Origin of the sequence: Streptococcus gordonii (genome assembly GCF_001553855.1) — a bacterium.
In the GTDB taxonomy this organism is placed as follows: Bacteria; Bacillota; Bacilli; order Lactobacillales; family Streptococcaceae; genus Streptococcus; species Streptococcus gordonii.
Genome location: NZ_LQWV01000002.1, coordinates 46,877 through 72,590 on the forward strand (window position 1 = coordinate 46,877; position 25,714 = coordinate 72,590).

The following is a 25,714-nucleotide window of genomic DNA, read 5'->3' on the forward strand; positions in this document are numbered from 1 at the left end:
ATGCTTATTGTTTTAATTTCTATTCTTATTTTGGCATTTTTGTTTAATATTCTTCGTTTAGTTGCTAAAAAGCAAGTAGAGATGAAAAATGTTATTTCATGGATTATTTTGTCGATCGTTGCGTTGCCTTTTGTCTGGTTTCCAGACATCCTAACTTTTTTTGCAAATCTAATGGGAGTGCAAGTAGCAAGTAACCTAATTTTCTTTGTTGCTATCTGTTTACTGCTTTATTTAACATTTTCTTTAACCAGACATCTTTCGAAACAGTCAGTACAGATTCGTCAATTGGCGCAAAAAATTGCCTTAAAGGAAAAAAGTGATCAAGATGAAGAATAAAGTGTCAGCAAAAGAAATATATTTTTGGAATTTACTGGGGAATCTAATGTTTGCTGGTTCCTCAGCTATTTTTATGATGATTGTTTCTAGACTTTCTTCTGCAAGAATGGCTGATGTATTCAGTTTAGCATATGGTATTGCTGGTATTTTAGTTGTTCTTGGACTTTTTCAAGTTAGAACCTATCAGGGAACTGATGTGACTTTTAAACATAGTTTTACCAGCTATATGATTGCAAGAGTATTTTCTATTACTCTTATGCTAATCACCTTATTTCCATATCTATTTCTAGTTCATTTTGATTTTTCAGATACTTCAAAGTTGGCAGTAGTAGTTTTATATGTTCTGTTTCGGATGTGTGAGGCTATATCTGATTTATTTCAGGGGCTCTTTCAGCAACATGAGAGGCTAGATATTGCTGGTAAATCCATGACAATCAGATACGGAGCAAGTATTTTTATTCTTCTTATCTCTCTAGTTGTTCTCAAATCTTTAGAAGTTTCTCTTTTAATCTTGTTTCTTTTTAATTTTGTATTTGTTTGGATTTATGATTTTCCCAAGTCGCTATCCTTTGATAAAGTTTCTTTTGACAAGAGTACCATCAGGTTGCAGGTCAAAGACGCCTTTTTGATTTTAAAAGGCTGTATTCCTTTATTTATCAGCGGTTTCCTTTTAGCTTATATCTTTAATGAACCTAAGATAGCAATTGATAAAGCTATTCAACTTGGAAAATTAGCAGAAGGGCTTCAAAGGAATTACAATATTTTGTTCATGCCAGTGTTCTTCATGAGTTTATTTATTCTTATTCTTCGACCATTAACGACAAGCTTAGCTATTCAATGGCAAAGAAAAGAGTTTGCAAAGTTTGATCGAACAGTGAAGCAGATCGGTATCTACTTGCTTGGAGGTGGAGCTATTTTAACGATGTTAGCTTTTTTAATTGGAACTCCTATTTTAAGTATAGTTTTTGGTGTGGATCTGGCTGGCGACGCTCTGACTTTGACAATTCTAGTTTTCTCTGGGATCCTTTATTCAGTTGGAATTGTTCTTGGAGATATCCTCACTATTTTTAGAATGCAACGAAAACTCATACTGGTATACCTACTTATGTTTATCGTTTCAATTGCTATTACAAATCCTTTTGTAATGTCAAAAGGTCTACTTGGAGCTTCGTATAGCTTTCTGTTTGTAATGCTTATTTATTCAATCGGAAGTTACTTAACTTATATCAAGGTAAGAAAATGGAAAGGAAAGCTTTAATGCCCTTAAATTCTCAACATACCTGGGTGATTTGTGCCTATGGTGAAAGCCAGTATCTAGAAGCGTGTATTCAGTCTTTAAAAAATCAAACTCTTACTTCAAAGATAATTTGTTATACCTCCACACCATTGACCTCAATTTATGAAATTTGTGGGAAGTATGATATTCCAGTTCATCATAAAACTGGTGGTGGAATTGGAAGGGATTGGAATCAAGCGTTATCGTTTGTAACTACAAAATATGCTACCATTGCTCATCAGGATGATTATTACGAGCCTAAATTTCTTGAAAAAACTCTGGAAGCTTTTGAGGCTCACCAAGATGGATTGATTACTTTCACTGATTATTTTGAAGAAAAAAATGGAAGTAAAATTGATGCGAATACGAATTTAAAAATTAAGCGCCTAATGCTTGGTACCTTATCAATTTTTCCAACCTCACGTTTTTGGAGAAAGCGTGTCTTAGCTTTTGGAAATCCCATCTGTTGTCCTGCGGTTTCATACAATCTTGAAAAATTAAAAGATTTCCAGTTTGATGAAGAGATGAGAGTAAGTCTTGATTGGTATGCTTGGTATAAAATTAATGAATACAAAGGAAGCTTTCTTTATATTCCGGAAGCATTAATGTACCATCGGATTCATCAAGAATCTGAGACAACCAAGACTATTTCAGATAATACTCGCACAAAAGAAGATTTGTATATGTATAATCTATTTTGGCCAAAGTGGTTTTCAAGAGTGATTATGAAGTTTTATATCAAGAGTCAGGATACTAACCACTAGGAGATTAATATGAAATTCATGAAAGATGCCTATCAGGCTAACATAAAATATATTTTTACTTTTTTGGTCTTATCCGCTTTTATGTTTGTAATTTATACAAAACATCTTTTGGATGTCCCAAAGATAGGATTGGCAGTTGTTCTTCTTATTGCAGTATTTTTATTATTTTTACCTAAAAAAAATATTGCAATATTTTATGCCCTTGTCTTTTCGGGAGTTTTGACTTCTTTGATAACTCCGGTTTTGAATACTCCTGACGAACCAGTTCATTTAGCTAGAACGATTCATATCGTTGAGGGAGATTTGAATCTAGATAATAGTAAACCTCTTATTTCAGAAGATTTTTTTGATATTTATGATCAAATAAAGTCTCCATTAACTAAAACAAATCTTTTCAATGAAGGTCAGACAGATAAGAAAGTTGATTTCGGTCGTACTACTGATTACCGGGCTACTAATTCATATTGGTTCATTGGTTATATTCCTCAGGCAATTGGCTTTGGAATTGGTAAATTATTACATTTGAGTGTAGGTATCTCCTATTATTTAGGGAGAATATTTAACGCATTAGCTTATGCAGTTTTGGCTTATATTGCCATTCGATTATCAGGTAAAGCTAAGCAACTTATAATGATGGTTGCGTTTATTCCAATGAATTTAGTACTAGCTGGCTCATATAATCAGGACAGTGTATCACTCGGATTGGCTTATATTATCGTATCACTCTTTATTAGTTGGGTTAGTGATAGCGAGAAGAAGGTAAGAAATAGAGATTTGATTCTTTATGTCATCATTTGTTGCCTTATAGCCACGATGAAGCTCCCTTATGTTCTGCTAATTGGATTATTGCTTTTTATTCCAAAATCTAAGTTTAATGGTAGATTCTTTTATGGCAAGGTTATTTCTGCTGTTCTTTGTGTAGGAGCAGTAACCGTGTTTTGGTTTTTACTCAGCCAACAAGTGAAATTAGCTAATTTTCAATTAGAAGGCGCTGACTTACGTGGCCAATTAATGAACCTGATCCATCGTCCACAAGATTACCTACCAGTTGTTTTTAAGGAAATGCTTTTGTCCGTTAGTCATCTTGATCAACTATTTAATTTTGGTTGGTTGGATCTATCAATGAATGAGGTTCTTATTCCAATTTACGTCTTTTACACTTTAATTGCTTTAGCTAATGTTGGACGTTTTAAAATTCCTTTTATTTCAAAAATTGGAGCAGTGCTGGTTTCGTCAGCAATTATTGGTTTAATCTCTTTGACTTTATATCTGACATGGACTCCCGTGGGATCATATACTGTCTTAGGTGTTCAAGGAAGATATTATTTGGGCGTCTTAGCTCTAGTGCTTCCAGTAATTGTTAGTTACCCTAAAAATCAATTGAAATTTGATTTTATAACTGATCACTGGATTGTACAAAGTAGTGTTATTATTGTTGGCTTATCCATGATCCATACTTTAGCTGTCATTTATGCAGTAGTTTAATACTTTTATATTTAATTAAAAAACAGATGGGAATCTATGTCCTGTCTGTTTTAATATCAGTCATCTTGACGGTCTTTAAACATGTTGCTATACTTGGTATAACTAAAATTTTTATCCTTGAATATAGAATGATTATTAGTTATTTTGCTTGGTTTTGGGGGAAAATATGATTTTAGATTTAATAAAAAAGTATAGATATCCTTTGATTCTATTTTTCTATTCATTATTGTTTGTTCTCGTTTCACATGTGGCAATTAATACTCAGAGCCGTGTGTTTGACTATGTTTTTCATTTGACTCGAATAGTCGGTTTATCACAGTCTATCAGTCATTTTGATTTATTGCCTAACTTAAATCATATATTTGCTTTTGGTACAGGATATGCGGTTCCAATGTTTTATGGTAATTGGCAATTTTATTTACCTGCTTTCTTATTTATGCTAGTTCAGCGGGCTGATTTGGCTTTTGATTTCTTCGCATTCTTGTTGGTTCTTTCCACTTCCTTGACAAGTTTCTATTGCTTCAAAAAGATCAGTCAAGATTCTATTAAAAGTTTGTGTGGAGCTTTGTTAGTTCCTCTCTACTTTCCTTTATTTGGCTATGGTATGACAATGTCCATGCCATTAGTACCTATTCTGTTTTATACCATATACAAGGTTCTGTTTTTAAATAAATATAGCCCGGCTTTATTAGGAATTACCATTGCCTTACTTATTCAAACACATATTTTATCGACTTTGATTTTGGCCATCTATTCACTGATTTTTGTTTTGCTATGTGCTCGTAAATTAACAGTAAAAAAAATAATCTCTTTTCTTGTATCTATTTTTATTGGCATTTTACTTTCGATTGGTTACTTAGCTCAATATCTGGAACAGGTCAGTTCACAAATTTTCTATTTCAATTGGACGGCTCGTGATTTTCCTTTTGAAAACGCAAGTATGTTTAATGTTCCAAATATTTTACAGTTCAAATTTAGCGGGTTATTTGCACCATTTACATCTTTGTTTTTAAGAATCGATATCCTAGCGATTATATTATTCTTTTATCTAGTATATCGTTTTAAATATTTAAGTGAAGCCAGCCAGAAACTATTAATACTAATAGCCATTATGGCGATTTCTACAACAGCAGTTTTACCTTGGAATAGTTTGTTAAAATTTGGTTTTTTGGGAGCTATCCAATATACTGGTCGTCTGCTCTTTTTCGTTCCTTTTCTTTTGATTTGGATTTTAGTTAACGACTTTAGTCACATTTGGTCTATCAGCTTTGCTAGTCTATCAACATTGGTATATCTTGGGACAGTTTTAATTTCTTATTCTCCAGTTATTAACCTGAGGACAGATCATAAGAACTATATATCAGAGATAAATCAAAGAATGCTTAGTTATTATAAAGGAGATAGAGAACAGTTTTCAAATACTATTGGTGATGAATATTATAATTTAGATGTTGATCCAGTTGCTATACGTGACAGTTCGATTACTCAATTTGATGATGTAGAAGGGGCAAAAATAAAAAATATAAAGTCTTCTTACAATTCTTTAGAATTTGATGTTATCTTAACTGCAAAAAATGCAAGTTTCTTTGTCCCTAAACCTTGGTATAAGGGATATATTGCTGACTATACTAATGGTGCTTCAGGTACTCAACCTGCTTTGAAGTATCGTCAGTTGAGTCAAGAAGAACAAGAGAAGAATCAGAAACTCCATAGACCCAAGACTCAGAAAATGGCGTTACATAATGGGAAGATTTTTTTAAGAGTTTTTTCTAGTGGCCATGTTAAAATTAGTCATCATAAGACTTTCCTTCAGCATTTCTTTTTCTTGTTTGAAGGACTGTTATGGGGATTTATTATTTTCGTTTTTTATCAAATAAAAAGAAGAAAGAATTGAAAAGCTGATTTAAAAAATGAAATCAAACTTTACAGGTGAAATATTTTATTATACAATTAACACTTAAAGGAGTAACTATGACCATTTCAGTAATTGTTCCTTGTTATAACGAGGAAGAAAGCCTTCCGCTTTTCTATGCGGAAATGGAAAAAATAAAGCCAAGACTTCGTGATAACATAGAATATATTTTCGTCAATGATGGTTCTCAAGACAGAACCTTGGAAGTTTTGCATGAACTTAATATGATGGATCCCAATGCTCACTTTATTTCTTTTTCTAGGAACTTTGGGAAAGAGGCGGCTTTATATGCTGGTCTTCAGCATGCAAAAGGAGAGCTTGTAACGGTCATGGATGTGGATTTACAGGACCCACCAGAGCTTTTAGTTGAAATGAAAACCATGTTGGATGAACAAAAAGATTTGGACTGCGTGGGTACACGTCGAACGAGTCGTGAAGGGGAACCGCCTATTAGGAGTTTCTTTGCCAATCTTTTTTATAAGCTGATTAACAAAATTAGCCAGGTAGAAATGGTGGATGGTGCGCGTGATTTCCGTCTTATGCGTCGACCTATGGTAGATGCTATTTTGGAGGTTTCTGAATACAATCGTTTCTCTAAAGGAATTTTTGCCTGGGTAGGTTTTAAAACAGAGTATTTAGAATATAAAAACGTTGAGCGTGTGGCTGGAAAGACGTCTTGGAATTTTTGGCAGCTCTTTAATTATTCCATAGAGGGGGTTGTCAACTTTTCAGAAGCGCCCTTACACATTGCTTTCTTGGGAGGCTTGCTTTCCTGGATTCTTGCCTTTCTTTTAGTTGTCTTTATCATTGTAAGGACTCTGGTATTCGGTGATCCTACGTCAGGTTGGCCGTCACTCATGACAGTTATACTCTTTATTGGAGGTTTTCAGTTACTGACCATCGGAATTTTGGGGAAATATATTGGCAAAGTCTTTACAGAAACTAAAAAACGGCCTGTCTACATCATTAAAGAGAAGAGTAAATAAGCAGATTTTTTCTGCTTTTTTTGTTATAATATTTTCATTGAATGTTTACGACAGGAGAAGAATAACACATGATTTTAATCACAGGTTCAAATGGTCAGCTTGGAACAGAACTTCGTCATCTTTTAGATGAGCGTAATGAGGACTATGTTGCAGTTGATGTTGCCGAAATGGATATTACGAATGCTGAAATGGTTGAAAAGGTCTTTGCAGAAGTTAAACCAACTTTAGTTTATCACTGTGCCGCTTATACAGCTGTTGATGTAGCAGAGGATGAAGGAAAAGAGCTTAACTATGCTATCAATGTGACTGGAACTGAAAATGTAGCAAAAGCGGCTGAAGCACACGGAGCGACATTAGTTTATATTTCTACGGACTATGTCTTTGATGGACAAAAGCCTGTCGGTGAAGAATGGGAAGTAGATGATCAACCAGATCCTAAAACAGAATACGGCCGTACCAAGCGCATGGGTGAAGAGTTGGTAGAGAAGTATTCTAGTCGTTTCTACATTATCCGTACAGCTTGGGTCTTTGGTAATTATGGTAAAAACTTTGTCTTTACTATGCAAAACTTAGCTAAGACTCACCCAACTTTGACAGTTGTTAACGACCAGCATGGCCGTCCTACTTGGACTCGTACCTTAGCTGAATTTATGACCTACTTGGCTGAAAATCAAAAGGAATTTGGTTATTACCATCTGTCTAATGATGCTACAGAAGACACTACTTGGTATGACTTTGCAGTTGAGATTCTCAAGGATACAGACGTAGAAGTGAAACCAGTGGATTCTAGTCAATTCCCTGCTAAAGCAAAACGTCCACTCAACTCAACTATGAGTTTGGCCAAGGCAAAAGCTACTGGCTTTGTTATTCCAAGCTGGCAAGATGCTCTGAAAGAATTCTATAAACAAGAGAAGAAATAAAAAGAAGAGGCTGAAACAAATGTTTTAGTCTTTTTTTATAATGCTTAAAGAAAGCCTGGAATTTATCAAATGATGATCCTCTAATCAATAGAATCTCTTACGGTTCTTCTATTTTTTCGGGTCTAAGCTCACATAAAAGTCGATAAAATGGTATAATAGATTAGATTGCAATAAATTTGAATCGGAGAAGAATATGCAACATGTCTTTATTATTGGAAGCCGAGGCCTCCCTGCAAAATACGGAGGCTTTGAAACCTTTGTAGAAAAATTAGTTGAACATCAAGTATCTTCTCAGTTGCAATATCACGTTGCTTGTTTGTCAGAGCATGAGACAGGACAGCATACCATGTATAAAGGTGTTGATTGTTTTAGTATTAAAGCGCCTAAATTAGGTCCAGCTAGAGTGATTGCTTATGACATGATGGCTATTCGATATGCTTTAAAAATGATCAAAGAACAAAAAATTGAGTCGCCTGTTTTCTACATCTTAGGAAATACGATTGGTGCCTTTATTGCACCTTTTGCCAAAATGATTCATAAAGCAGGTGGGACATTTTTTATCAATCCAGACGGTCTTGAGTGGAAACGGGCTAAGTGGCCTAAACCTGTTCAAAGCTACCTTAAATATTCTGAGAAGTTGATGACCAAACATGCAGATTTGGTTATATGCGATAATCAAGGTATTGAATCCTACATCCAGAATGCCTATCCATGGTCTAAGACGACTTTTATTGCTTATGGTACAGATCTTAAGCTTTCTAGCTTGACTGATCAAGATGAGCAAGTTCGGGATTTCTTCGGAAAATGGCAGAGCAAAGAAGATGACTACTATCTGATTGTTGGTCGTTTTGTTCCGGAGAATAACTATGAAACTATTATACGAGAATTTATGGCTTCAAATACCAAACGAGATTTGGTTATCATTTGCAATCATGAGGGTAATTCCTATTTTGATGAATTGCGACAGAAAACTGCCTTTGATCAAGACAAGAGAATTAAGTTTGTTGGGACAGTCTATGACCAGGAATTATTGAAATATATTCGCAATCATGCTTTTGCTTATCTCCATGGTCATGAAGTTGGAGGAACCAACCCAGGCCTACTTGAGGCTTTAGCTCAAACAGATCTCAACCTAGTTTTAGGTGTAGATTTTAATCGGCAAGTAGCCAAAGAAACGGCTCTTTATTGGAAGAAGGAAAAGAACAGCTTGGCTGATTTGTTAAACCAAGTGGACAGCCAAAATGACTTTTCTGATTTTGGCCAAACAGCTAAGCAAAACATGAAGGATAATTATACCTGGGAAAAGATTGTCGGTGAATATGAGGAGTTATTCTTATCATGAAAGTAAATATCTTGTTGTCCACCTACAATGGTGAGCAATTCCTAAAAGAGCAGGTTGAAAGTATCCAGCAACAGACCTATCAAAATTGGCAGCTTTTTATTCGAGATGATGGCTCATCGGATGGAACTGTTGCGATTATTCAAGAATTGGTAGCTCAGGATCCTCGTATTCATTTTATCAATGAATATCAGATTGAAAATCTTGGAGTCATAAAGAGTTTCCATACTCTCTTAAAATATGAGAAAGCAGACTTTTATTGCTTTAGTGATCAAGATGATGTTTGGCTACCTGATAAGATTGCGCTTCAAGTGGCAGAAGCTGAGAAATACCCTCAGGATAAGCCATTATTGCTTTATACAGATTTAAAAGTAGTGGATGAAAACCTGGCTGTTCAGCACGAAAGTATGATTCGTACTCAGTCTGATCATGCAAATACAGAACTAGTACAAGAGTTGACAGAAAATACTGTAACAGGCGGAGTAGCCATGATCAATCATGCCTTGGCTGAGTTATGGACGGGGCAAGAAGCCCATGAGCTTCTCATGCATGATTGGTACTTAGGTTTGCTGGCTTCCGCTTTTGGAAAACTTGTCTATATTGATAAGCCAACCGAGCTTTATCGTCAGCATAGTAGTAACGTTTTGGGGGCACGTACTCTTAGAAAAAGGGTGAAAAACTGGGTTCGGCCCCATGTGCTTTTTGCTAAGTATTGGCACCTTATCAAGGCTAGTCAAGAGCAAGCAAAAAATTTATTAGATCTGTCTTTGAGCCCTGAAAATAAAGAATTAATTGAAAACTTTGTGACTATCATGGACGTGCCGTTTAGGGAACGCTTAGCACGTATACGCAAATATGGCTACCGTAAGAATCGTGCTTTTCACACTTGTGTTTTTACAACCTTGATATTGACAAAGTTTGCATATAGAGGTAAAAAATAATGTTTGACGTTTTTAGTCAGAAAAATCGAATTTTATTACGAGAGTTAATTAAAACGGACTTTAAATTACGCTATCAAGGATCAGCAATCGGCTATCTTTGGTCTATTTTGAAGCCATTGATGACCTTTAGTATTATGTATATCGTCTTTATCCGTTTCTTGCGTTTAGGTGGAGATGTTCCTCATTTTCCGGTTGCTTTGTTATTAGCCAACGTTATTTGGGGATTTTTCTCAGAAGCGACTTCTATGGGGATGGTATCGGTTGTTAGTCGTGGTGATCTTTTGCGTAAGCTAAACTTTTCAAAGCATATTATTGTCTTGTCAGCTATTTCAGGAGCAGCCATTAATTTCGCTATCAATTTAGTCGTTGTCTTGATTTTCTCACTCTTTAATGGAGTGACCTTCAGCTGGTCGGCTTTGATGGTGATCCCTCTCTTCCTTGAGTTGTTTTTGATGGCAACTGGTTGTGCTCTGATTTTATCAACTTTCTTTGTCCGCTTCCGTGATTTATCTCAAATCTGGGAAGTAGTGCTACAAGCTGGCTTATATGCGACACCAATTATTTATCCTATTACATTTATTGCGGACCGCAACCCATGGGCAGCCAAATTAGTTATGATGAATCCTCTGGCTCAGATTATCCAAGACATGCGTTATTTCTTGATTGATAAGGCCAATACACCTGTCTGGCTTTTGGTCGAAAATAAGTTTTTGGTTCTAGTTCCTTATGTATTACCAATTCTTATTTTCCTAGCTGGCTTTGCTTACTTTAACAAACATGCTAAGAAATTTGCGGAGATTCTCTAATGACAGATAAACAAATTGCAGTAAAAGTAGACCATGTCAGCAAGTACTTTAAGTTACCTACTGAAGCAACTAACAGCCTTCGTACTGCTATGGTCAATCGCTTTAAAGGAATTAAAGGCTATAAAGAACAGCACGTCCTTAATGATATTTCCTTTGAAGTAGAAAAAGGAGACTTTTTCGGAATCTTAGGTCGAAATGGTTCTGGGAAATCGACCCTCTTAAAAATCATTTCTGAAATTTACGTACCTGAAAAGGGTTCCGTCACAATCGATGGAAAGTTAGTTTCTTTCATTGAGCTTGGAGTCGGTTTTAATCCTGAACTAACAGGTCGTGAAAATGTTTATATGAATGGTGCCATGCTGGGCTTCTCAACAGCTGAAATTAACGCCATGTATGATGATATTGTGGACTTTGCTGAGTTGCATGATTTTATGAACCAAAAGCTCAAGAATTACTCTTCTGGAATGCAGGTTCGTCTTGCTTTCTCAGTTGCCATTAAAGCGCAAGGTGATATTTTGATTTTGGATGAGGTTCTTGCAGTTGGAGATGAGGCTTTTCAGCGTAAGTGTAATGATTACTTCCAAGAACGGAAGAAATCAGGGAAAACGACCATTCTTGTTACCCACGATATGGGAGCAGTTAAGAAGTATTGCAATAAGGCTGTTTTGATTGAAAATGGTTTGGTTAAGGCAATTGGTAGTCCAGAAAATGTAGCCAACCAATATAGTTTTGATAATACTGCACCTTTGCAACATGGAGGAGAAGCGACTGGAGATGGACAAGCTTCTTCGGATGAACAAGTTCTGGTTGAAAACTTTAAACTACAGTTGTTGAGTTCGAACAAGTTACGCCCGCAAGATCCAATTCAGTTCCAGATTGATTTTGATGTTCGTGAGGATATTCAAACTTATATTGCTCTTTCTTTAACAGATATCGATCGGAATATTTGGATTTATAACGACAATTCGATGAACCAATTAATGACTGGTGCTGGTCACAAAAGAGTTCATTACACTTGTTCACTTCCAACAGTGAATGATTTGAAAATGAAATTAGAAGTGACGGTGCGGGATGCTGAGGGGCAAATGTTGGCCTTCTCAGATGCTACTCAAACTCCACTGATTTTCATCAATCGAGATGATATAGATTTGGATGATAAGTCTGCTATGGATTCAGCAAGTGGTTTAATCCAGCGCAATGGAACATGGTCAATAACGGACTAGACTGAGGGAGATATGGAAACGACGCCTTTTGTTTCGATTATTTGTACTGTTTTTAACAAAGAACCGTGGTTGAAAAAAACTATTGATAGTTTTTTAACTCAAAAAACGAGTTTTTCCTTTGAAATTATTTTGGTGGATGACGCCTCAAGTGATGGCTCTCGCAAAATAATACAAGACTATCAAGCAAATTTTCCTGATTTAATTCGTGCCTTTTATCATGATGAAAATCAAGGGATTGCTAAAACATGGGTTACTATTTGTAAAGAAGCGCGCGGGAAATACATTGCTCGCTGCGATGGTGATGACTTCTGGCTGGATCCTCTAAAACTTCAAAAGCAAGTTGATTTATTGGAGAGTGAGCCCGATTGTAAGTGGTCTAATACAGATTTTGATATCTATAATGAAAAGGGAGACTTTGTTTCTAAGGCGGGCTTTGCTAACAAAACAATCCACCTTGCAGATACCTATGAAAAAATGTTGGCCACCCGAGGATTTACTATGGCATCTACTTGGTTGGTCGATAGAGACCTAATGCTAGAAGTGAATCAAGAATTGGATTTAACTACATCAGATGATACTTTTAATCTGCAAATGGAGCTCTTCCAACGGACCTCTTTAGCTTTTCTAGATGAACCGACGGTTGCGTATACAATTAATCAAGGTTCGGATTCGCGGCCTTGCGATTTTAGAAAATTAGAACGTCGTTTTCAAAAGTTGTTAGAAACACAACTAGAGTATCTTGATAAATATCCCAACGCAGATTTTAAAGAGATGACTAAGATTCTTCTTGAACGAAATAATACTTACGAAATTCGTCTATCCAAGCCTATGGATTCTCTGTCTCATATTGGGATGGAGTCTGTTACAGTTTATTTTGGGGATGGTGAAAATGCTTACTCAGAAGATCGTACCTTTACTAAACTACTTCAAAAAGAAGATAGCATAAGTTTTGAAATTCCTAAAGGAACTTCTGTTATTCGTGTAGATCTTTCGGAACGTCCAAGTTACTATTCTGAAGTAGAATTGAGAGGTCCTGATGGGAATGTCTCCTTACCTATCTATACGAATGGTGTCATTACTGATGACTTGTATCTCTTTAACGAACCTGATCCGCAGTTGATTTATGAAGTTGAAGAAGAAGCGATCTATCAATTGAGCTATAAGATGATTTCTGTGGATGATGCGTCTGCTCCCGATTATATCGGAAAAGTGTTTACAGCGGAAATGTTGGATAGTAGCAATAAGATTGAAGAGCTTGAAGCTGAATTAGAGGCTACGAAAAAAGCTTACAAGACTGTTATCAATTCTAGACGTTGGACAATCCCAACAAAAATCTTGAAATTCTTAAGAATAAGGAAATAAAATGGAACGATTACTTTTATATGTTCACTTTAATAAATTCAATCAGATTAGTGAACATGTACTTTATCAGCTTGAAAAAATGCGTCCCCTCTTTAGGAAGGTGATTTTCATTTCAAACAGCAAGATAAGCCAAGATCAGAAAGATGAATTGAAGAAAGAACTAGTTGATGAAGTTCTTTTGAGAAAGAATATTGGTTTTGATTTTGCTGCTTGGCGAGATGGAATGAATTCTGTTGGCTTTGAAGAATTAAAAAAATATGATTCAGTCACTTTAATGAATGATACATGCTTTGGACCTTTGTGGGATTTAGAGCCTATATACCAAGATTTTGAAGATGATAGAAACGTTGATTTCTGGGGCATGACGAATTATCGTAAAGACAAAGATTTTAATGAACATATCCAAAGTTATTATCTATCTTTTAAGAAAAATGTAGTCAATTCAGAATCCTTTCAACTATTCTGGCAAAACATTCAGGACTATACGGAAGTTCAAGATGTTATAGACCATTATGAAACTCAGGTTACAACCAATTTAGTCCAAGCAGGATTTCATTATCAGACTGTTTTTAATACTATTCAGGCTGATGATTCAGGCATGCTCTATCCGGATTTTTCTTACTATAATCCGACCTCTATTCTAAAAAACAGAGTGCCATTTATCAAAGTAAAAACGATAGCTGCAAATGAAGGATTGACGCCTTATATTTTAAACGACATTGAAAATACAACGAACTATCCAGTTGATTTGATTGTCAAGCATATGTCTCGCATTGATTTGCCTGACTATCCGTACTTGCTTGGAAGGAAACTTTTAGATTTGTCTCTTCCAATTTCTATACCTGACAAGAAAATAGCTGTCCACCTTCATGTTTTTTATGTAGATTTACTAGCTGAATTCCTTCATGCATTTGAATCTTTCCACTTTTCTTATGACTTATTCATTACAACAGACAGTGAAAAGAAAAAGAATGAGATACTAGGTATTTTAGAGGAAAAACAAGGAAAAGCAGAAGTTTTTGTCACAGGAAATGTAGGTAGAGACGTTCTTCCTATGCTCAAATTAAAGAAACATCTATCTCAGTATGACTATATTGGACATTTTCATACAAAAAAATCTAAAGAGGCTGATTATTGGGCGGGAGAAAGTTGGCGTAAAGAGCTAATTAACATGCTTGTTCATCCGGCTGATCAGATAGTTAGTCAATTAGGACAAGATGATCGCTTAGGGCTGGTCATAGCTGACATTCCTAGCTTCTTCCGATTTAACAGAATTGTAGTGGCCTGGAATGAAGCCCTGATTTCTCCTGAGATGAATAAACTGTGGGAGCGCATGAATTGTCAAAAAGAAGTTGACTTTAAGCAAATGAACACTTTTGTCATGAGTTATGGAACCTTTGTTTGGTTTAAATATGACGCCTTGTCTCCTTTATTTGATTTGAACTTGACGGAGGATGATGTTCCGAGTGAGCCACTTCCGCAAAATTCCATTCTACATGCGATTGAAAGACTTTTGGTTTATATTGCTTGGGACAAGCAGTATGACTTTAAGATTTCTTATAATCAACTTGGACTAACAGCTTTTATCGATAACAAGCAATTAAATAATCGAGAAGATTTACAGCCTCATACCTTTGTCGATTTTAACCAGATTGGTGGAATCAAGGGGGCAATGAAATACATCTTTATTGGACCTGCAAGAGCTATCAAATATATCTTAAAACGATTGTTAGGGAAGGGCAAGTCATGAAAAAAGCAGTTAAAATAGAACGTTTTTTATTGTTTATCCTGCCTATTTTATTCTTTTTTATCAATTTATTCTTAATTCAAAGCCAGTTGGTTAGGGAGACTGATCCAACTGCTGCAGTAAGACTTTTAATTAAGCAAGAAAGAATTTTTTACCTCATTGGGTTAGGTAGCATTCCAATTTTACTGTCTTGTTATCGTTTTAAATTTGTATCTCTGATTCGCTTAGCTTATATATATTTTTTGTATTCCTTCTTGTCAAATTTAGTTGAGGATGCTTTAAATATTAATAATGAAAGCTACAAAAGTTGGAATTGGTTTGAGCATATATTTTCTCAAAGGAATTTCTTTCCAGTTTTATTGTGGTTAGTACCTGCTATTGCCATTTTAACCCTGATCTTTAGGACCTTAAAGATAGTGTCTTTTCGTCTCAACAAGATTCAATTGTCATCCAATGTTGAATTCCTTGTTTTGTCACAAATTTTACTATCTTTCCTTTTGACAGATAGTAAATTTCCTCAAGCACTTTACCAAACTGAATGGTTTATGACTTTGAATCACAAATATGGCAGTGAATTGTTTACAGAACACCATTTCTGGCTTGTAACAGTGATAGTAGCAGTATTCTCTCTGCTAGCAACATTTATTTCCTACCATTTTGTAAGAGGTTTAAGTCACTTACTTAAAAATAGAAGTTCCTATTCTTTAGCGGTGGCAACTAGTATGACAGCTGCAGTTGTCTTTAACTATTTGATTCAAATGGGACTTGGTAAGGGAACACCTTTTTTAGAATACTACCAGTTGCCTGGAGCGACTAGTCTTCAGATCATTATTCTCTTTTTGATCTTCTTGTTCTTATACCTGCTCATTAATCGGTATTTTTTGACAACAGTCATCTTGGTTGGAGGAATGAGCTTATTTGTAATTGCGAATTCAATCAAGTTTAGCATGCGAGGTGAGCCGGTCTTACCAAGTGATATGATTTGGCTTTCTTCACCAAGTACTTTGCTTAGTTTTGTGGATACCTCTTACATGAATGAAGCATTGAAATGGCTAACTATACTGATTATTGGATTTTTAATTCTTAACTATTTCCTTTTCAAAGGAAAAATGATTCAAAAATTCAGTCGTAGGTTTGTAAGACTGGTTTGTGTTTTCTTGTGTTTGATTGGAATTTTTCAGGTGTTTGCTCAGAAGGAAAATGGAAAGGTCAAAAGGAATATACCTGTCATTACTGTTCTGAATAACTTACAAGATATTACCTGGCTTGGTAATGCAAATAATGCTCGCTATCGCTCATTAGCTTACGTCTGGATAAATCAATTGACGACAGAAGTAATGGCTAAACCAGAAGGCTATAAGGCGTCTAAGATAAAAGAAATAGAAGAGAAGTATGCTAAAAAGGCAGAGGAGATCAATCAAGCTCGAACTGACAATTTAAAAGATCATACAGTTATTTATGTATTGAGTGAGAGTTTTGCTGATCCAAGACGCATACAAGGGGTCACTCTGACTGAAAATCCGATTCCAAATATTGAAGAAATAAAAACTAAATCAACTAGTGGTCTCATGAGATCGGATGGTTATGGAGGCGGAACAGCTAATATGGAATTCCAGACTTTAACTGGTTTGCCATTTTATAATATTTCTCAAAGTGTTTCGATACTTTACACAGAAGTTTTTCCTAAGATGAATAAGACTCCTGTTATAAGTGACTTATACGAAAGCAAAAATAGAATTGCTCTTCACTTAGCAGGTGCTGCAAACTATTCAAGAAACTATATCTATAATCATTTGAATTACGATCGTTTTATTACCGTAGAAACAAAGGGAATTAGTTATCAAAGAGAAGGTGTTAGTCCTAGTGATGCTTCAACCTACCAAATTGTCTTGGATAACATTAAAGAAGGCGATAATCAATTCTTTTCTGTAATGACGATGCAAAACCATTCTCCTTGGCTTGAAGCGAATCCTGAAACAATGGAAGGAAAAGGAGAGGGATTTACTGACGAAGAAAATTCAAAATTAACCTTCTATAGCCGTTTACTTTTTCAAACTGATATAGCAACGAAAAATTTCCTTGATCAACTGTCAAAAATCAATAAGAAAATCACAGTTGTCTTTTACGGTGACCATTTACCAGGATTGTATCCAACATCAATTTTTAAGAACCAGGAAGAAAATCAATACCTAACAGATTATTTTGTTTGGAGCAACTATGAAACACCAAAACTGAATTATCCACTAGTTAATTCCAGTGATTTCTCAGCTTTAGTCATGGAGCAAACAAATTCTAAAGTCTCGCCATACTACGCATTACAAACCGAAGTATTACATAAGGCGAGTGTAGATAAATCTAATCTGGATGCGGAGGCTCAAGAAATAGCCAACGATATGCGAATGATTGAATACGATATGGTTGCTGGTAAAGGATATTTATCTAAAGAATTTTTCAAAGTCCCTCAATAGTTCATAAAAGTGGCTGAAAGCAATCCTAAAGGTTGTTATTTCTCCACTTTTTATTTTGAAGATTTCTTATAAAATAATCTTTTTATAGGATGATTTATACTCCCATTTTTTCTCAAAATATGCTAAACTAGTTAGAGGAGGGTGAGGATATGATAAAGATTTTTGGACAGCTTCGATATCATTGGCAGCCAGATCTTTCAATCTTAGTTATTTATTGGTCTTTATCTGTCATTCCAATCTTTATTGGACTGTCTTTGATGTATGAGAGTTCAGATGTTCCTACTTTAGTCTTGTTTTTCCTGTTTTTATTTATGGTTTTACTTGGTGTAGGAATTCATCGTTATTTTACCATTTATGATAATGGAATTTTACGCATCATCACAGCTAATCCCTTCACGCCATCAAAAATCGACATATCAACCATTCGAAAAGTGGCTGTTACAAAAACATCGATCACACTTTACTTTGATGGCAAAGAAAAAGGCCGAACTTTTTGTATGAGAAAGTGGCCTAAAAAATATTTTGTGAATGATTTAGCTTTAAATAAGCATTTTAAAGGTGAAGTCGAATTGGTTGATAACTTGACACACATCGATTACTTTGAAACCTATTATGCTAATCAGGATAAAAACTCTTAATCCTTTTTTAGAGCGCGTGTGGGACAATTTTTGATTGCTTCAAGAACATCATCTGATTTTTCAATATGAGTTTCTAAGAGCTCGTCATTGTGAGAAAATTTGACAATACCATTGTCATGGTAATCAAAAAGTTCAGAATAGGTTTGGCAGAGCCCGCAAGCAATGCATCGTTCTGGAATGAGTGTTACTTTCATAGTCATATTGTAATAAGATTTTTAGAAAAATTCAAGGAGGAAGTCATGGCAAAAGAACCATGGGAAGAAGATATTTACGATAATGGAGAAAAAGATTTGAAAAGAACAAAAAAATCGAGTGATGTTTTAGCGAATAGAGTACTAACTATTTTAGCGGTTATTTTCTTCATCATGGTCATTGTGATTGTTGCAGGAATGATTTATCTTTCTGTTGGTGGCGGTGGGAAAAAAGCCGCTAAAGAAGGTTTTCTTGATACTAGTGCACCTGCTAGTAGTCAAGTAGCTAGTTCTGCACCTGCTGCAAGCTCTGAAACTAGTTCTGAAAGCACAACAGCTTCATCTGAAGGAACTATTACTGTTCAAGCTGGAGAAGGAGAAGCAGCCATTGCTGCTAGAGCTGGAATTTCTATTGCTGAATTAGAACGCTTAAACCCCTCTCATATGACAACTGGATCATGGTATGCTAATCCAGGCGATGTTGTTAAAACTCGTTAGGAGGACACTATGAAACAGATTCAAATCGCAATTGATGGTCCAGCTTCCAGTGGGAAGTCCACGGTTGCAAAAATAATTGCTAAAGATTTGGGTTATACTTATCTTGATACAGGGGCTATGTATCGTGCAGCAACTTACCTGGCTTTGCAACATCAGCTGACTGCTGCAGATACAGAAGATATTATTAGACTGTTGGATGACTATTCTGTGAGTTTCGGTCGTTCTGAGTCTGGTCAACAGTTAGTTTTTGTTGGTGATGTAGATGTGACCAATCCTATTCGCGAAAATGATGTTACCAATAATGTTTCTTGGGTTTCTGCTATTCCAGAAGTTCGGGAAAAATTAGTATCTCTTCAGCAACAGATTGCCAGTCAAGGTGGCATTGTTATGGATGGTCGTGATATTGGCACGGTCGTGCTACCAGATGCCGAGCTCAAGATTTTCTTAGTGGCTTCAGTTGATGAACGTGCTGAACGTCGCTATAAAGATAATCTAGAAAGAGGAATTTCGGCAGATCTTGAAGTCTTGAAGAAGGAGATTGCTGACCGAGATTATAAAGATAGTCACCGTAGTGTTTCTCCTTTACGCCCGGCCGAAGACTCCATCACATTTGATACAACTGGAGTTAGTATTTCTGATGTAGTTGCATTTATTGAGGAAAAAGCAAAAAAAATTCTTGACAAGTAAGAAGAAACTTGGTATGATAGTAGAGTTGAGAAAAGCAGAAGTGAGAGCTTCTCGCCTTGCGACTAACGTTGTCTGGCTCTACGGATTAAGTTTCAGTAATGAAATACTATCATGTAGTGCGGGCTTGCGTTAGCAAGTCCGCTCTTGTTTTTCTCGAATACTCAACTAAGTTTGGTCTAAATTAATTAATTAAATGCTGGTCGATTTATGACATAAGCATTGAGTTCTAAAATTTTGATTCAGATTTGGAAGAGTAGAAAAATTAAAAAGAGGTGAAAACTATAGCAAAGCAAGACTTATTCATCAATGATGAAATCCGTGTACGTGAAGTTCGTTTAATTGGTCTTGAAGGTGAGCAATTAGGAATTAAGCCACTTAGTGAAGCGCAAGCACTTGCTGACGATGCTAATGTGGACTTAGTTTTGATTCAACCGCAAGCTAAGCCGCCTGTTGCGAAAATTATGGACTATGGGAAGTTCAAATTTGAGTATCAGAAAAAACAAAAGGAACAACGTAAAAAACAAAGCGTTGTAACTGTAAAAGAAGTTCGTCTTAGTCCGACCATTGATAAGGGAGACTTTGATACTAAGCTTCGCAATGCACACAAGTTCCTTGAAAAAGGAAATAAAGTTAAAGTTTCCATTCGCTTCAAAGGGCGGATGATTACCCATAAAGAGATTGGGGCTAAAGTTTTAGCGGAATTTGCTGAAGCAACTCAAGATGTTGCCATTATTGAGCAAAGAGCTAAGATGGATGGACGTCAAATGTTTATGCAGTTAGCACCGCTTCCAGACAAAAAATAATTTTGTCAAAAGTTAAAAAAAGGAGAAATTTATCATGCCAAAACAAAAAACACACCGCGCATCAGCTAAACGTTTCAAACGTACAGGTTCTGGTGGCTTGAAACGTTTCCGTGCTTACACTTCACACCGTTTCCACGGAAAAACTAAGAAACAACGTCGTCATCTTCGTAAAGCATCTATGGTGCATTCAGGAGATTTCAAACGTATCAAAGCAATGCTTACTCGCTTGAAATAAGAGCAAGTTAATCACTGAATTATTCTAGGAAATATTGGAGGAAATAAAACATGGCACGTGTTAAAGGTGGCGTTGTATCGCGCAAACGTCGTAAACGTATTCTTAAATTAGCAAAAGGTTACTATGGAGCAAAACATATCTTGTTCCGTACTGCAAAAGAGCAAGTAATGAACTCTTACTACTATGCATACCGTGACCGTCGTCAGAAAAAACGTGACTTCCGTAAATTGTGGATTACTCGTATCAATGCGGCTGCTCGTTTGAATGGACTTTCATACTCACAATTGATGCATGGTTTGAAATTGGCTGAGATTGAAGTTAACCGTAAAATGCTTGCTGACTTGGCTGTTAACGATGCAGCAGCTTTCACAGCTCTTGCTGATGCAGCTAAAGCAAAACTTGGCAAATAATTAAAATTGGTCCTCAGGGACCTTTTTTGTTTTTAAAATGCTGATTGTAAAAAAATATAACGATTTATAAAATCGATAAATGGGAACTTGGTTTTAAAAATGTTATAATGTACAAAAGGAGGAATTATATCTTATGGCTTCAAAAATGCTACATACTTGCTTGAGAGTGGAGAACCTTGAAAAATCAATCGCTTTTTATCAAGATGCTTTCGGATTTAAAGAATTGCGTCGCAAGGATTTTCCAGATTATGCCTTCACCATTGTCTATCTAGGACTTGATGGTGACGACTATGAATTAGAATTAACTTATAATTATGATCACGGTCCTTATGTCGTAGGGGATGGATTCGCTCACATCGCTCTTAGTACACCTGATCTTGAGGCTCTCCATCAGGAACATAGTGCTAAAGGTTATGAGGTTACCGAACCAAAGGGTCTACCAGGTAATCCACCAAACTATTACTTTGTTAAAGATCCTGATGGCTACAAGGTCGAAGTGATTCGCGAGAAATAATTGGTTTATAGTTTACTATTTCAAAAGATAAATAAATAACTCCGGCAATGTTTTTTTGCCGGAGTTATTTTATACATTTAGAACCTTGTCTAGGAAATCTTGCAAGCGTGGATGCTGAGGATTATCGAAGATTTGGTCAGGTTTTCCATCTTCAAGGAATTCACCATCAGCTGTAAAGATAACACGATTAGCCACTTGACGCGCAAAGCCCATTTCGTGAGTTACGATAATCATAGTCATACCTTGTTCTGCTAATTCTTTCATTACATTTAGAACATCACCGACCATTTCTGGGTCAAGAGCAGAAGTAGGCTCGTCAAAGAGCATAATATCAGGGTTCATGGCTAAGCCACGCGCGATAGCGACACGTTGTTTTTGGCCACCAGAAAGGCTATTAGGGCTAGCATCGGCTTTGTCAGCGAGTCCAACCTTTTCTAGCAATTCCATTCCCAGGGCATCCGCTTCAGCTTGGCTCATACGCTTATGCTGAACGGGAGCGAAGGTGATGTTTTCAAGAACAGTCATATGTGGAAATAGGTTGAAGTGTTGGAAAACCATTCCGATATTTTCACGAACTAAGTCGACATTGGTCTTTTTGTCAGTTAAGTCAAATCCATCAACAGTGATGGTACCGCTAGTAACTTCTTCGAGTAAGTTAAGACTGCGAAGAAAAGTTGACTTTCCTGATCCAGAAGGCCCGATAATACAAACGACGTCCCCCTCATAAAACTTAGCAGTTATACCTTTAAGAACTTCATTTTCTCCATAGTATTTGTGAAGGTCATTTACATCAATTTTTAATTTTGCCATTACTTAATCCTCTTTTCTAAGCGTTTTGCCAAGCGGGTCAAGAGCGTGATAATGATGAGATAGAGCACGGCTAGGATAGCATACATCCGGAAACTCTGATAGTTGCGGGCGATGATGTCCTTACCAGTTTTGAAGAGCTCAGCCAGTCCAATAGCTGAGACAATCGTTGTATCCTTGAGTGCGATGACAAACTGATTGACAAAGTTTGGCAGCATAATCTTGGTTGCCTGTGGAAGGATAATCTTGCGCATGGTCTTGGAGTAGGAAATCCCCAAGCTGCGGCTGGCTTCCATCTGTCCAACAGGAACGGCCTGAATACCTCCACGGACAATTTCTGCGATATAGGCTCCGGCATTGAGAGAGAGGGCGATGGTTCCTGCAACGAAAGCATTGATTGGGCTCTGTTGGCCAGTCATGGATTCGATTAAGTTAGGAATACCCCAGAAGATAAAGGCTGCCACAATCATCAGTGGAATACCACGAATGACATCGACAAAGATTTCTGCAATCCAGCGCAGCGGTTTATAAGGGCTGACGCTGAACATACCAAAGATAATCCCGATGACCATAGCAATCGCAAATGAAATCAGTGCCAAAGCAATCGTCACTCCCAGACCTTTAAGAAGTTCTTTGTAGTTGTTTTGCAGCAAGCCCCAAATAGTGGACTCATCTACAGTGGATTCTTTTTCTTCGCTAGCCAGATACTTGTCTAAAATCTCTTGGTACTTGCCGCTTTCTTTGAGGTTGGCCAGTCCATTGTTAAACATCTCAATCAACTCAGGATTGCTGCCTTTTTTAACTGCGAAAGCGACTTGGCCACTTGGTGTACCTTCAATAGGTGTTTTAAGGTTCTTGCCTTGTTTGATAGCGTATTTGACAACGGGCTCATCATCCATCACAGCTGCGACAGAGCCAGTGTTAAGGCTGTCATACATGGAAGCTGCATCTGAGAATGTTTTGATAGAGTAGCCGTACTTGCTCTTGTTTTCCTCAAGGAACGTCTGAGAAGCGGTACCGGTTTTGACACCGACGGTCTTGCCCTTGAGTTCCTCGTAGGACTTGATATTGCTGCTGTCCTTGACTGCCAAGATAGAGTTGGCTGTATAGTAAGGGTCAGAATAGTCAAAAGTTTTCTTGCGGGCATCGGTGACAGACATGCCGGCGATAATTCCGTCAGCCTGACCGGTCTGAACGCTATTGATAGCTGCATCAAAGCCAGGGTTGGTTACTTCCACAGTAAAGCCTTGGTCTTTTGCAATAGCCTTAATCAGCTCCATGTCAATACCAGTGTATTGGTTGCTGTCATTTTGGAAGACAAAAGGAGCAAAAGATGAGTCGCTGGCAATGATGTATTTGTCTTTTGTTGGAGTAGCTTTTTGACCTGCAGGAGTAAAAGTCTCTGGGACAGCGGAGTCAGAGCTGCCTTTAGAAGCCGTCCATTTATTGATGATTTCTTCCAGACTGCCGTCTTCCTTCATCTGTGCCAAAGCCTCGTTAAACTCGGTAACTAGGTGCTCATGTTTGCTACCTTTTTTGACACCGAAAGCAAAGCTTCCAACAGCCTCACCCTTCATAGAAATTTTCAGATTTTGGCCTTGATTGATGGCGTACTCAATGACAGGCTGATCATCCATCACTGCATCGACATCCCCAGCAGAAAGGCTGTTATACATCAAGTCACCCGTGTCAAAGGTTTTGAGAGTGTAGCCATACTTATCCTTGTTCTTCTCAAGAAAACGTTGGGCAGCGGTTCCTGTTTTGACACCGACTTTCTTCCCTTTCAGCTGTTCATATTTGCTGATGGTATTTTCTTTTCGTGTCGCGATAACGACCTTAGTGTCATAGTAGGTATCAGACATGGTAAAGACTTTTTCGCGCTCGCTTGTCTTGGTCATACCAGCCATAATGGCATCCGCCTGGCCAGCTTGGACCGCATTGACGGCTGCATCGAAGCCTGGGAAGCTCATGTCAATGTCCCAGCCTTTGATTTCTGCAACCTTGTTGATGATATCAACGTCAATCCCCTTGTAAGTCTGATCAGAATCTTTAAATTCAAATGGTGCGTAAGCAGTATCGGATACGATTTTGACCGTATCTGCCTGGGCTGTCGCCCCTAACGCAAAAAATGGAAATAATGTTAGCAAGACTGCTAAGAATTTTTTCTTCATTTTCTTCCTCCTTTTTAGCATTCTAGCATTATAGCAGAAAATCATTGATTAGGCAAATTTCTCCTGTTTATATGTTAGGTTTTCTAACATATAAACTCTCTATTTTTGTAAGTTGAGCCGAAACTTTTCTTTGTACTTAAAGCAAAGTCTGCTATACTGGAAATAAATGAAAGCAAGGATAGAATGAGGTTCTTATGAAAAAATCGAGTATCTTAGACGGAGTCAATCAAGCTCGCTTTGTCCCTCCTTATATTTTGTCTCTTTTACTAGCAGTTGTTTTCGTGCAAGGAGGACAGCAGTTGGCCTATCTGGCTTTGGAGCCAATTTCGGCTGTCCTCAGTTTTATGCTAGGTTTTTTAGGCCAAGGTGGATTCTTTGAAATCTTCTTCAATTTTGCCCTGCCTTTTCTCTTGTTCGGCTTTGTATTTATGATACTGGCTCTCTTTCTTTGGGTGCACTGGGCTGAAGGACGACCGCTCGCGACTCTAGGCTTTGTCAAAAAAGGAAGCTTGGTGGGGCTAGTCAAAGGCTTGGCAGTAGGTTTTCTCCTCTTTAGTCTAGTCGCTCTGCTTATGCTGTTGAGCGGAGCTGGCTCTTTCGAATGGGGACAGCTGACACTGGAACCTTTTCTCTATATCTTGATTTTGCTTCCGCTTTGGATGATTCAGGGTGGAGCAGAAGAGCTAGTGACACGGGCTTGGCTGCTGCCAGTTGCTGTCAAAAAGACCAACCTGCCCATCGGTTTGCTGACTTCGAGCCTACTATTTGCACTTTTGCACCTAGGCAATCCAGATATTGGTATTCTTCCCATTCTTAACATTGCCTTATTTGGACTCTTTGCAAGTCTCTATCTGCTCCGGACGGACAATATCTGGGGGATTATAGGACTTCATGCTGCTTGGAACTTTAGCCAAGGCAATATCTACGGTTTCAGCGTTAGTGGTACTGATGTTGACGCTGCAGTCCTGAACTTTATCCCTAAGTCAGAATGGAGCTGGTTGACTGGTGGAGCTTTCGGCGCTGAAGCTTCTATTTTCAGCTCGCTCATTCTCTTGCTGGCCGTGCTTTACTTGCTTATCAAGATGAAAAAAGACGGTAGTTTGACTGGTTTAGTGGGAAAGATTTAGAAACAATGCGAACGGCTCTCTTTCGCTCATCCTCAAATAATATGCTATTATAAATTCAAATAAGGAAA

General features: G+C 37.1%; 25 protein-coding genes and 1 other annotated feature. Of the genes, 22 read left to right on the forward strand and 3 right to left on the reverse strand.

The window, feature by feature from the left end:
• The 15 genes from AWH02_RS01475 to AWH02_RS01545 all read left to right on the forward strand — a co-directional run bounded on the left by AWH02_RS01475 (position 1) and on the right by AWH02_RS01545 (position 18,203).
• Positions 1-336 (forward strand): DUF2304 domain-containing protein, encoded by a 336-nt coding sequence (locus AWH02_RS01475; RefSeq protein ID WP_045634910.1) that lies wholly within the window; start codon positions 1-3, stop codon positions 334-336.
• Positions 326-1,594, forward strand: coding sequence for a lipopolysaccharide biosynthesis protein (locus AWH02_RS01480; protein ID WP_060553675.1), 1,269 nt, complete (start codon positions 326-328; stop codon positions 1,592-1,594). Before AWH02_RS01475 ends, AWH02_RS01480 begins: the two co-directional genes overlap by 11 nt.
• A complete protein-coding gene (locus AWH02_RS01485) occupies positions 1,594-2,376 on the forward strand; it encodes a glycosyltransferase family 2 protein (RefSeq protein ID WP_060553674.1) in 783 nt (260 codons plus the stop codon). Before AWH02_RS01480 ends, AWH02_RS01485 begins: the two co-directional genes overlap by 1 nt.
• Positions 2,377-2,385: 9 nt before the next feature.
• A complete protein-coding gene (locus AWH02_RS01490; protein ID WP_060553673.1) occupies positions 2,386-3,861 on the forward strand; it encodes a DUF2142 domain-containing protein in 1,476 nt (491 codons plus the stop codon).
• Positions 3,862-4,027: 166 nt separating this feature from the next.
• Positions 4,028-5,755 (forward strand): glycosyltransferase family protein, encoded by a 1,728-nt coding sequence (locus tag AWH02_RS01495; RefSeq protein ID WP_060553672.1) that lies wholly within the window; start codon positions 4,028-4,030, stop codon positions 5,753-5,755.
• 77 nt (positions 5,756-5,832) lie between these two features.
• Complete coding sequence (locus AWH02_RS01500; RefSeq protein WP_060553671.1) at positions 5,833-6,759, forward strand: glycosyltransferase family 2 protein; 927 nt, start codon at positions 5,833-5,835, stop codon at positions 6,757-6,759.
• 68 nt (positions 6,760-6,827) lie between these two features.
• Positions 6,828-7,679: a dTDP-4-dehydrorhamnose reductase gene (gene rfbD, locus AWH02_RS01505; protein ID WP_060553670.1), complete on the forward strand. Its 852-nt coding sequence runs from the start codon at positions 6,828-6,830 to the stop codon at positions 7,677-7,679.
• Positions 7,680-7,872: 193 nt separating this feature from the next.
• Complete coding sequence (cps2T, locus tag AWH02_RS01510; protein WP_048779462.1) at positions 7,873-9,021, forward strand: beta 1-4 rhamnosyltransferase Cps2T; 1,149 nt, start codon at positions 7,873-7,875, stop codon at positions 9,019-9,021.
• Positions 9,018-9,959, forward strand: a complete 942-nt coding sequence (locus AWH02_RS01515) for a glycosyltransferase family 2 protein (RefSeq protein WP_045773942.1) — start codon at positions 9,018-9,020, stop codon at positions 9,957-9,959. The genes cps2T and AWH02_RS01515 overlap by 4 nt, the downstream gene beginning before the upstream one ends.
• Positions 9,959-10,765: an ABC transporter permease gene (locus AWH02_RS01520; RefSeq protein WP_045502712.1), complete on the forward strand. Its 807-nt coding sequence runs from the start codon at positions 9,959-9,961 to the stop codon at positions 10,763-10,765. The genes AWH02_RS01515 and AWH02_RS01520 overlap by 1 nt, the downstream gene beginning before the upstream one ends.
• Entirely contained in the window at positions 10,765-11,988 is a 1,224-nt protein-coding gene (locus AWH02_RS01525) for an ABC transporter ATP-binding protein (RefSeq protein ID WP_060553669.1), read from the forward strand. Before AWH02_RS01520 ends, AWH02_RS01525 begins: the two co-directional genes overlap by 1 nt.
• 12 nt (positions 11,989-12,000) lie before the next feature.
• Positions 12,001-13,350, forward strand: a complete 1,350-nt coding sequence (locus AWH02_RS01530; RefSeq protein ID WP_060553668.1) for a glycosyltransferase family 2 protein — start codon at positions 12,001-12,003, stop codon at positions 13,348-13,350.
• Position 13,351: 1 nt separating this feature from the next.
• Complete coding sequence (locus AWH02_RS01535; protein ID WP_060553667.1) at positions 13,352-15,100, forward strand: rhamnan synthesis F family protein; 1,749 nt, start codon at positions 13,352-13,354, stop codon at positions 15,098-15,100.
• Positions 15,097-17,565, forward strand: coding sequence for an LTA synthase family protein (locus tag AWH02_RS01540; protein WP_060553666.1), 2,469 nt, complete (start codon positions 15,097-15,099; stop codon positions 17,563-17,565). The genes AWH02_RS01535 and AWH02_RS01540 overlap by 4 nt, the downstream gene beginning before the upstream one ends.
• Before the next feature lie 149 nt (positions 17,566-17,714).
• Positions 17,715-18,203 carry an EbsA family protein gene (locus AWH02_RS01545; protein ID WP_060553665.1) on the forward strand — a complete coding sequence of 163 codons (489 nt, stop codon included), beginning with the start codon at positions 17,715-17,717 and terminating at the stop codon, positions 18,201-18,203.
• Here the strand turns inward: AWH02_RS01545 and AWH02_RS01550 are convergent.
• Positions 18,200-18,397: a ferredoxin gene (locus AWH02_RS01550; RefSeq protein WP_282187967.1), complete on the reverse strand. Its 198-nt coding sequence runs from the start codon at positions 18,395-18,397 to the stop codon at positions 18,200-18,202. The genes AWH02_RS01545 and AWH02_RS01550 overlap by 4 nt on opposite strands.
• Before the next feature lie 45 nt (positions 18,398-18,442).
• Between AWH02_RS01550 and AWH02_RS01555 the strand changes: the two genes are divergently transcribed.
• The 6 genes from AWH02_RS01555 (at position 18,443) to gloA (ending at position 21,541) form a co-directional block, all read left to right on the forward strand.
• Positions 18,443-18,892, forward strand: coding sequence for an SAG1386/EF1546 family surface-associated protein (locus AWH02_RS01555; RefSeq protein ID WP_012000446.1), 450 nt, complete (start codon positions 18,443-18,445; stop codon positions 18,890-18,892).
• A 9-nt stretch (positions 18,893-18,901) separates the two neighbouring features.
• Complete coding sequence (gene cmk, locus AWH02_RS01560; protein WP_060553663.1) at positions 18,902-19,579, forward strand: (d)CMP kinase; 678 nt, start codon at positions 18,902-18,904, stop codon at positions 19,577-19,579.
• Between the two features lie 26 nt (positions 19,580-19,605).
• Positions 19,606-19,735: a sequence feature (ribosomal protein L20 leader region), on the forward strand.
• Between the two features lie 116 nt (positions 19,736-19,851).
• Positions 19,852-20,382, forward strand: coding sequence for a translation initiation factor IF-3 (gene infC / locus AWH02_RS01565; RefSeq protein WP_060553662.1), 531 nt, complete (start codon positions 19,852-19,854; stop codon positions 20,380-20,382).
• 34 nt (positions 20,383-20,416) lie between these two features.
• Complete coding sequence (rpmI, locus tag AWH02_RS01570; protein ID WP_001125942.1) at positions 20,417-20,617, forward strand: 50S ribosomal protein L35; 201 nt, start codon at positions 20,417-20,419, stop codon at positions 20,615-20,617.
• Between the two features lie 50 nt (positions 20,618-20,667).
• Positions 20,668-21,027, forward strand: coding sequence for a 50S ribosomal protein L20 (gene rplT / locus AWH02_RS01575; protein ID WP_000124830.1), 360 nt, complete (start codon positions 20,668-20,670; stop codon positions 21,025-21,027).
• 133 nt (positions 21,028-21,160) lie between these two features.
• Positions 21,161-21,541 (forward strand): lactoylglutathione lyase, encoded by a 381-nt coding sequence (gloA, locus tag AWH02_RS01580; RefSeq protein ID WP_000157141.1) that lies wholly within the window; start codon positions 21,161-21,163, stop codon positions 21,539-21,541.
• A 69-nt stretch (positions 21,542-21,610) separates the two neighbouring features.
• Here gloA and AWH02_RS01585 read toward each other — a convergent pair whose 3' ends face one another.
• Together AWH02_RS01585 and AWH02_RS01590 are read right to left on the reverse strand one after the other, a co-directional pair.
• Positions 21,611-22,351 (reverse strand): amino acid ABC transporter ATP-binding protein, encoded by a 741-nt coding sequence (locus tag AWH02_RS01585; protein WP_045502740.1) that lies wholly within the window; start codon positions 22,349-22,351, stop codon positions 21,611-21,613.
• Positions 22,351-24,519: an ABC transporter substrate-binding protein/permease gene (locus tag AWH02_RS01590; protein ID WP_060553661.1), complete on the reverse strand. Its 2,169-nt coding sequence runs from the start codon at positions 24,517-24,519 to the stop codon at positions 22,351-22,353. The genes AWH02_RS01585 and AWH02_RS01590 overlap by 1 nt, the downstream gene beginning before the upstream one ends.
• A 194-nt stretch (positions 24,520-24,713) precedes the next feature.
• Here AWH02_RS01590 and AWH02_RS01595 point away from each other — a divergent pair, with 194 nt between their 5' ends.
• Entirely contained in the window at positions 24,714-25,646 is a 933-nt protein-coding gene (locus tag AWH02_RS01595) for a CPBP family intramembrane glutamic endopeptidase (RefSeq protein WP_060553660.1), read from the forward strand.
• The last annotated feature ends 68 nt before the right edge of the window (positions 25,647-25,714 follow it).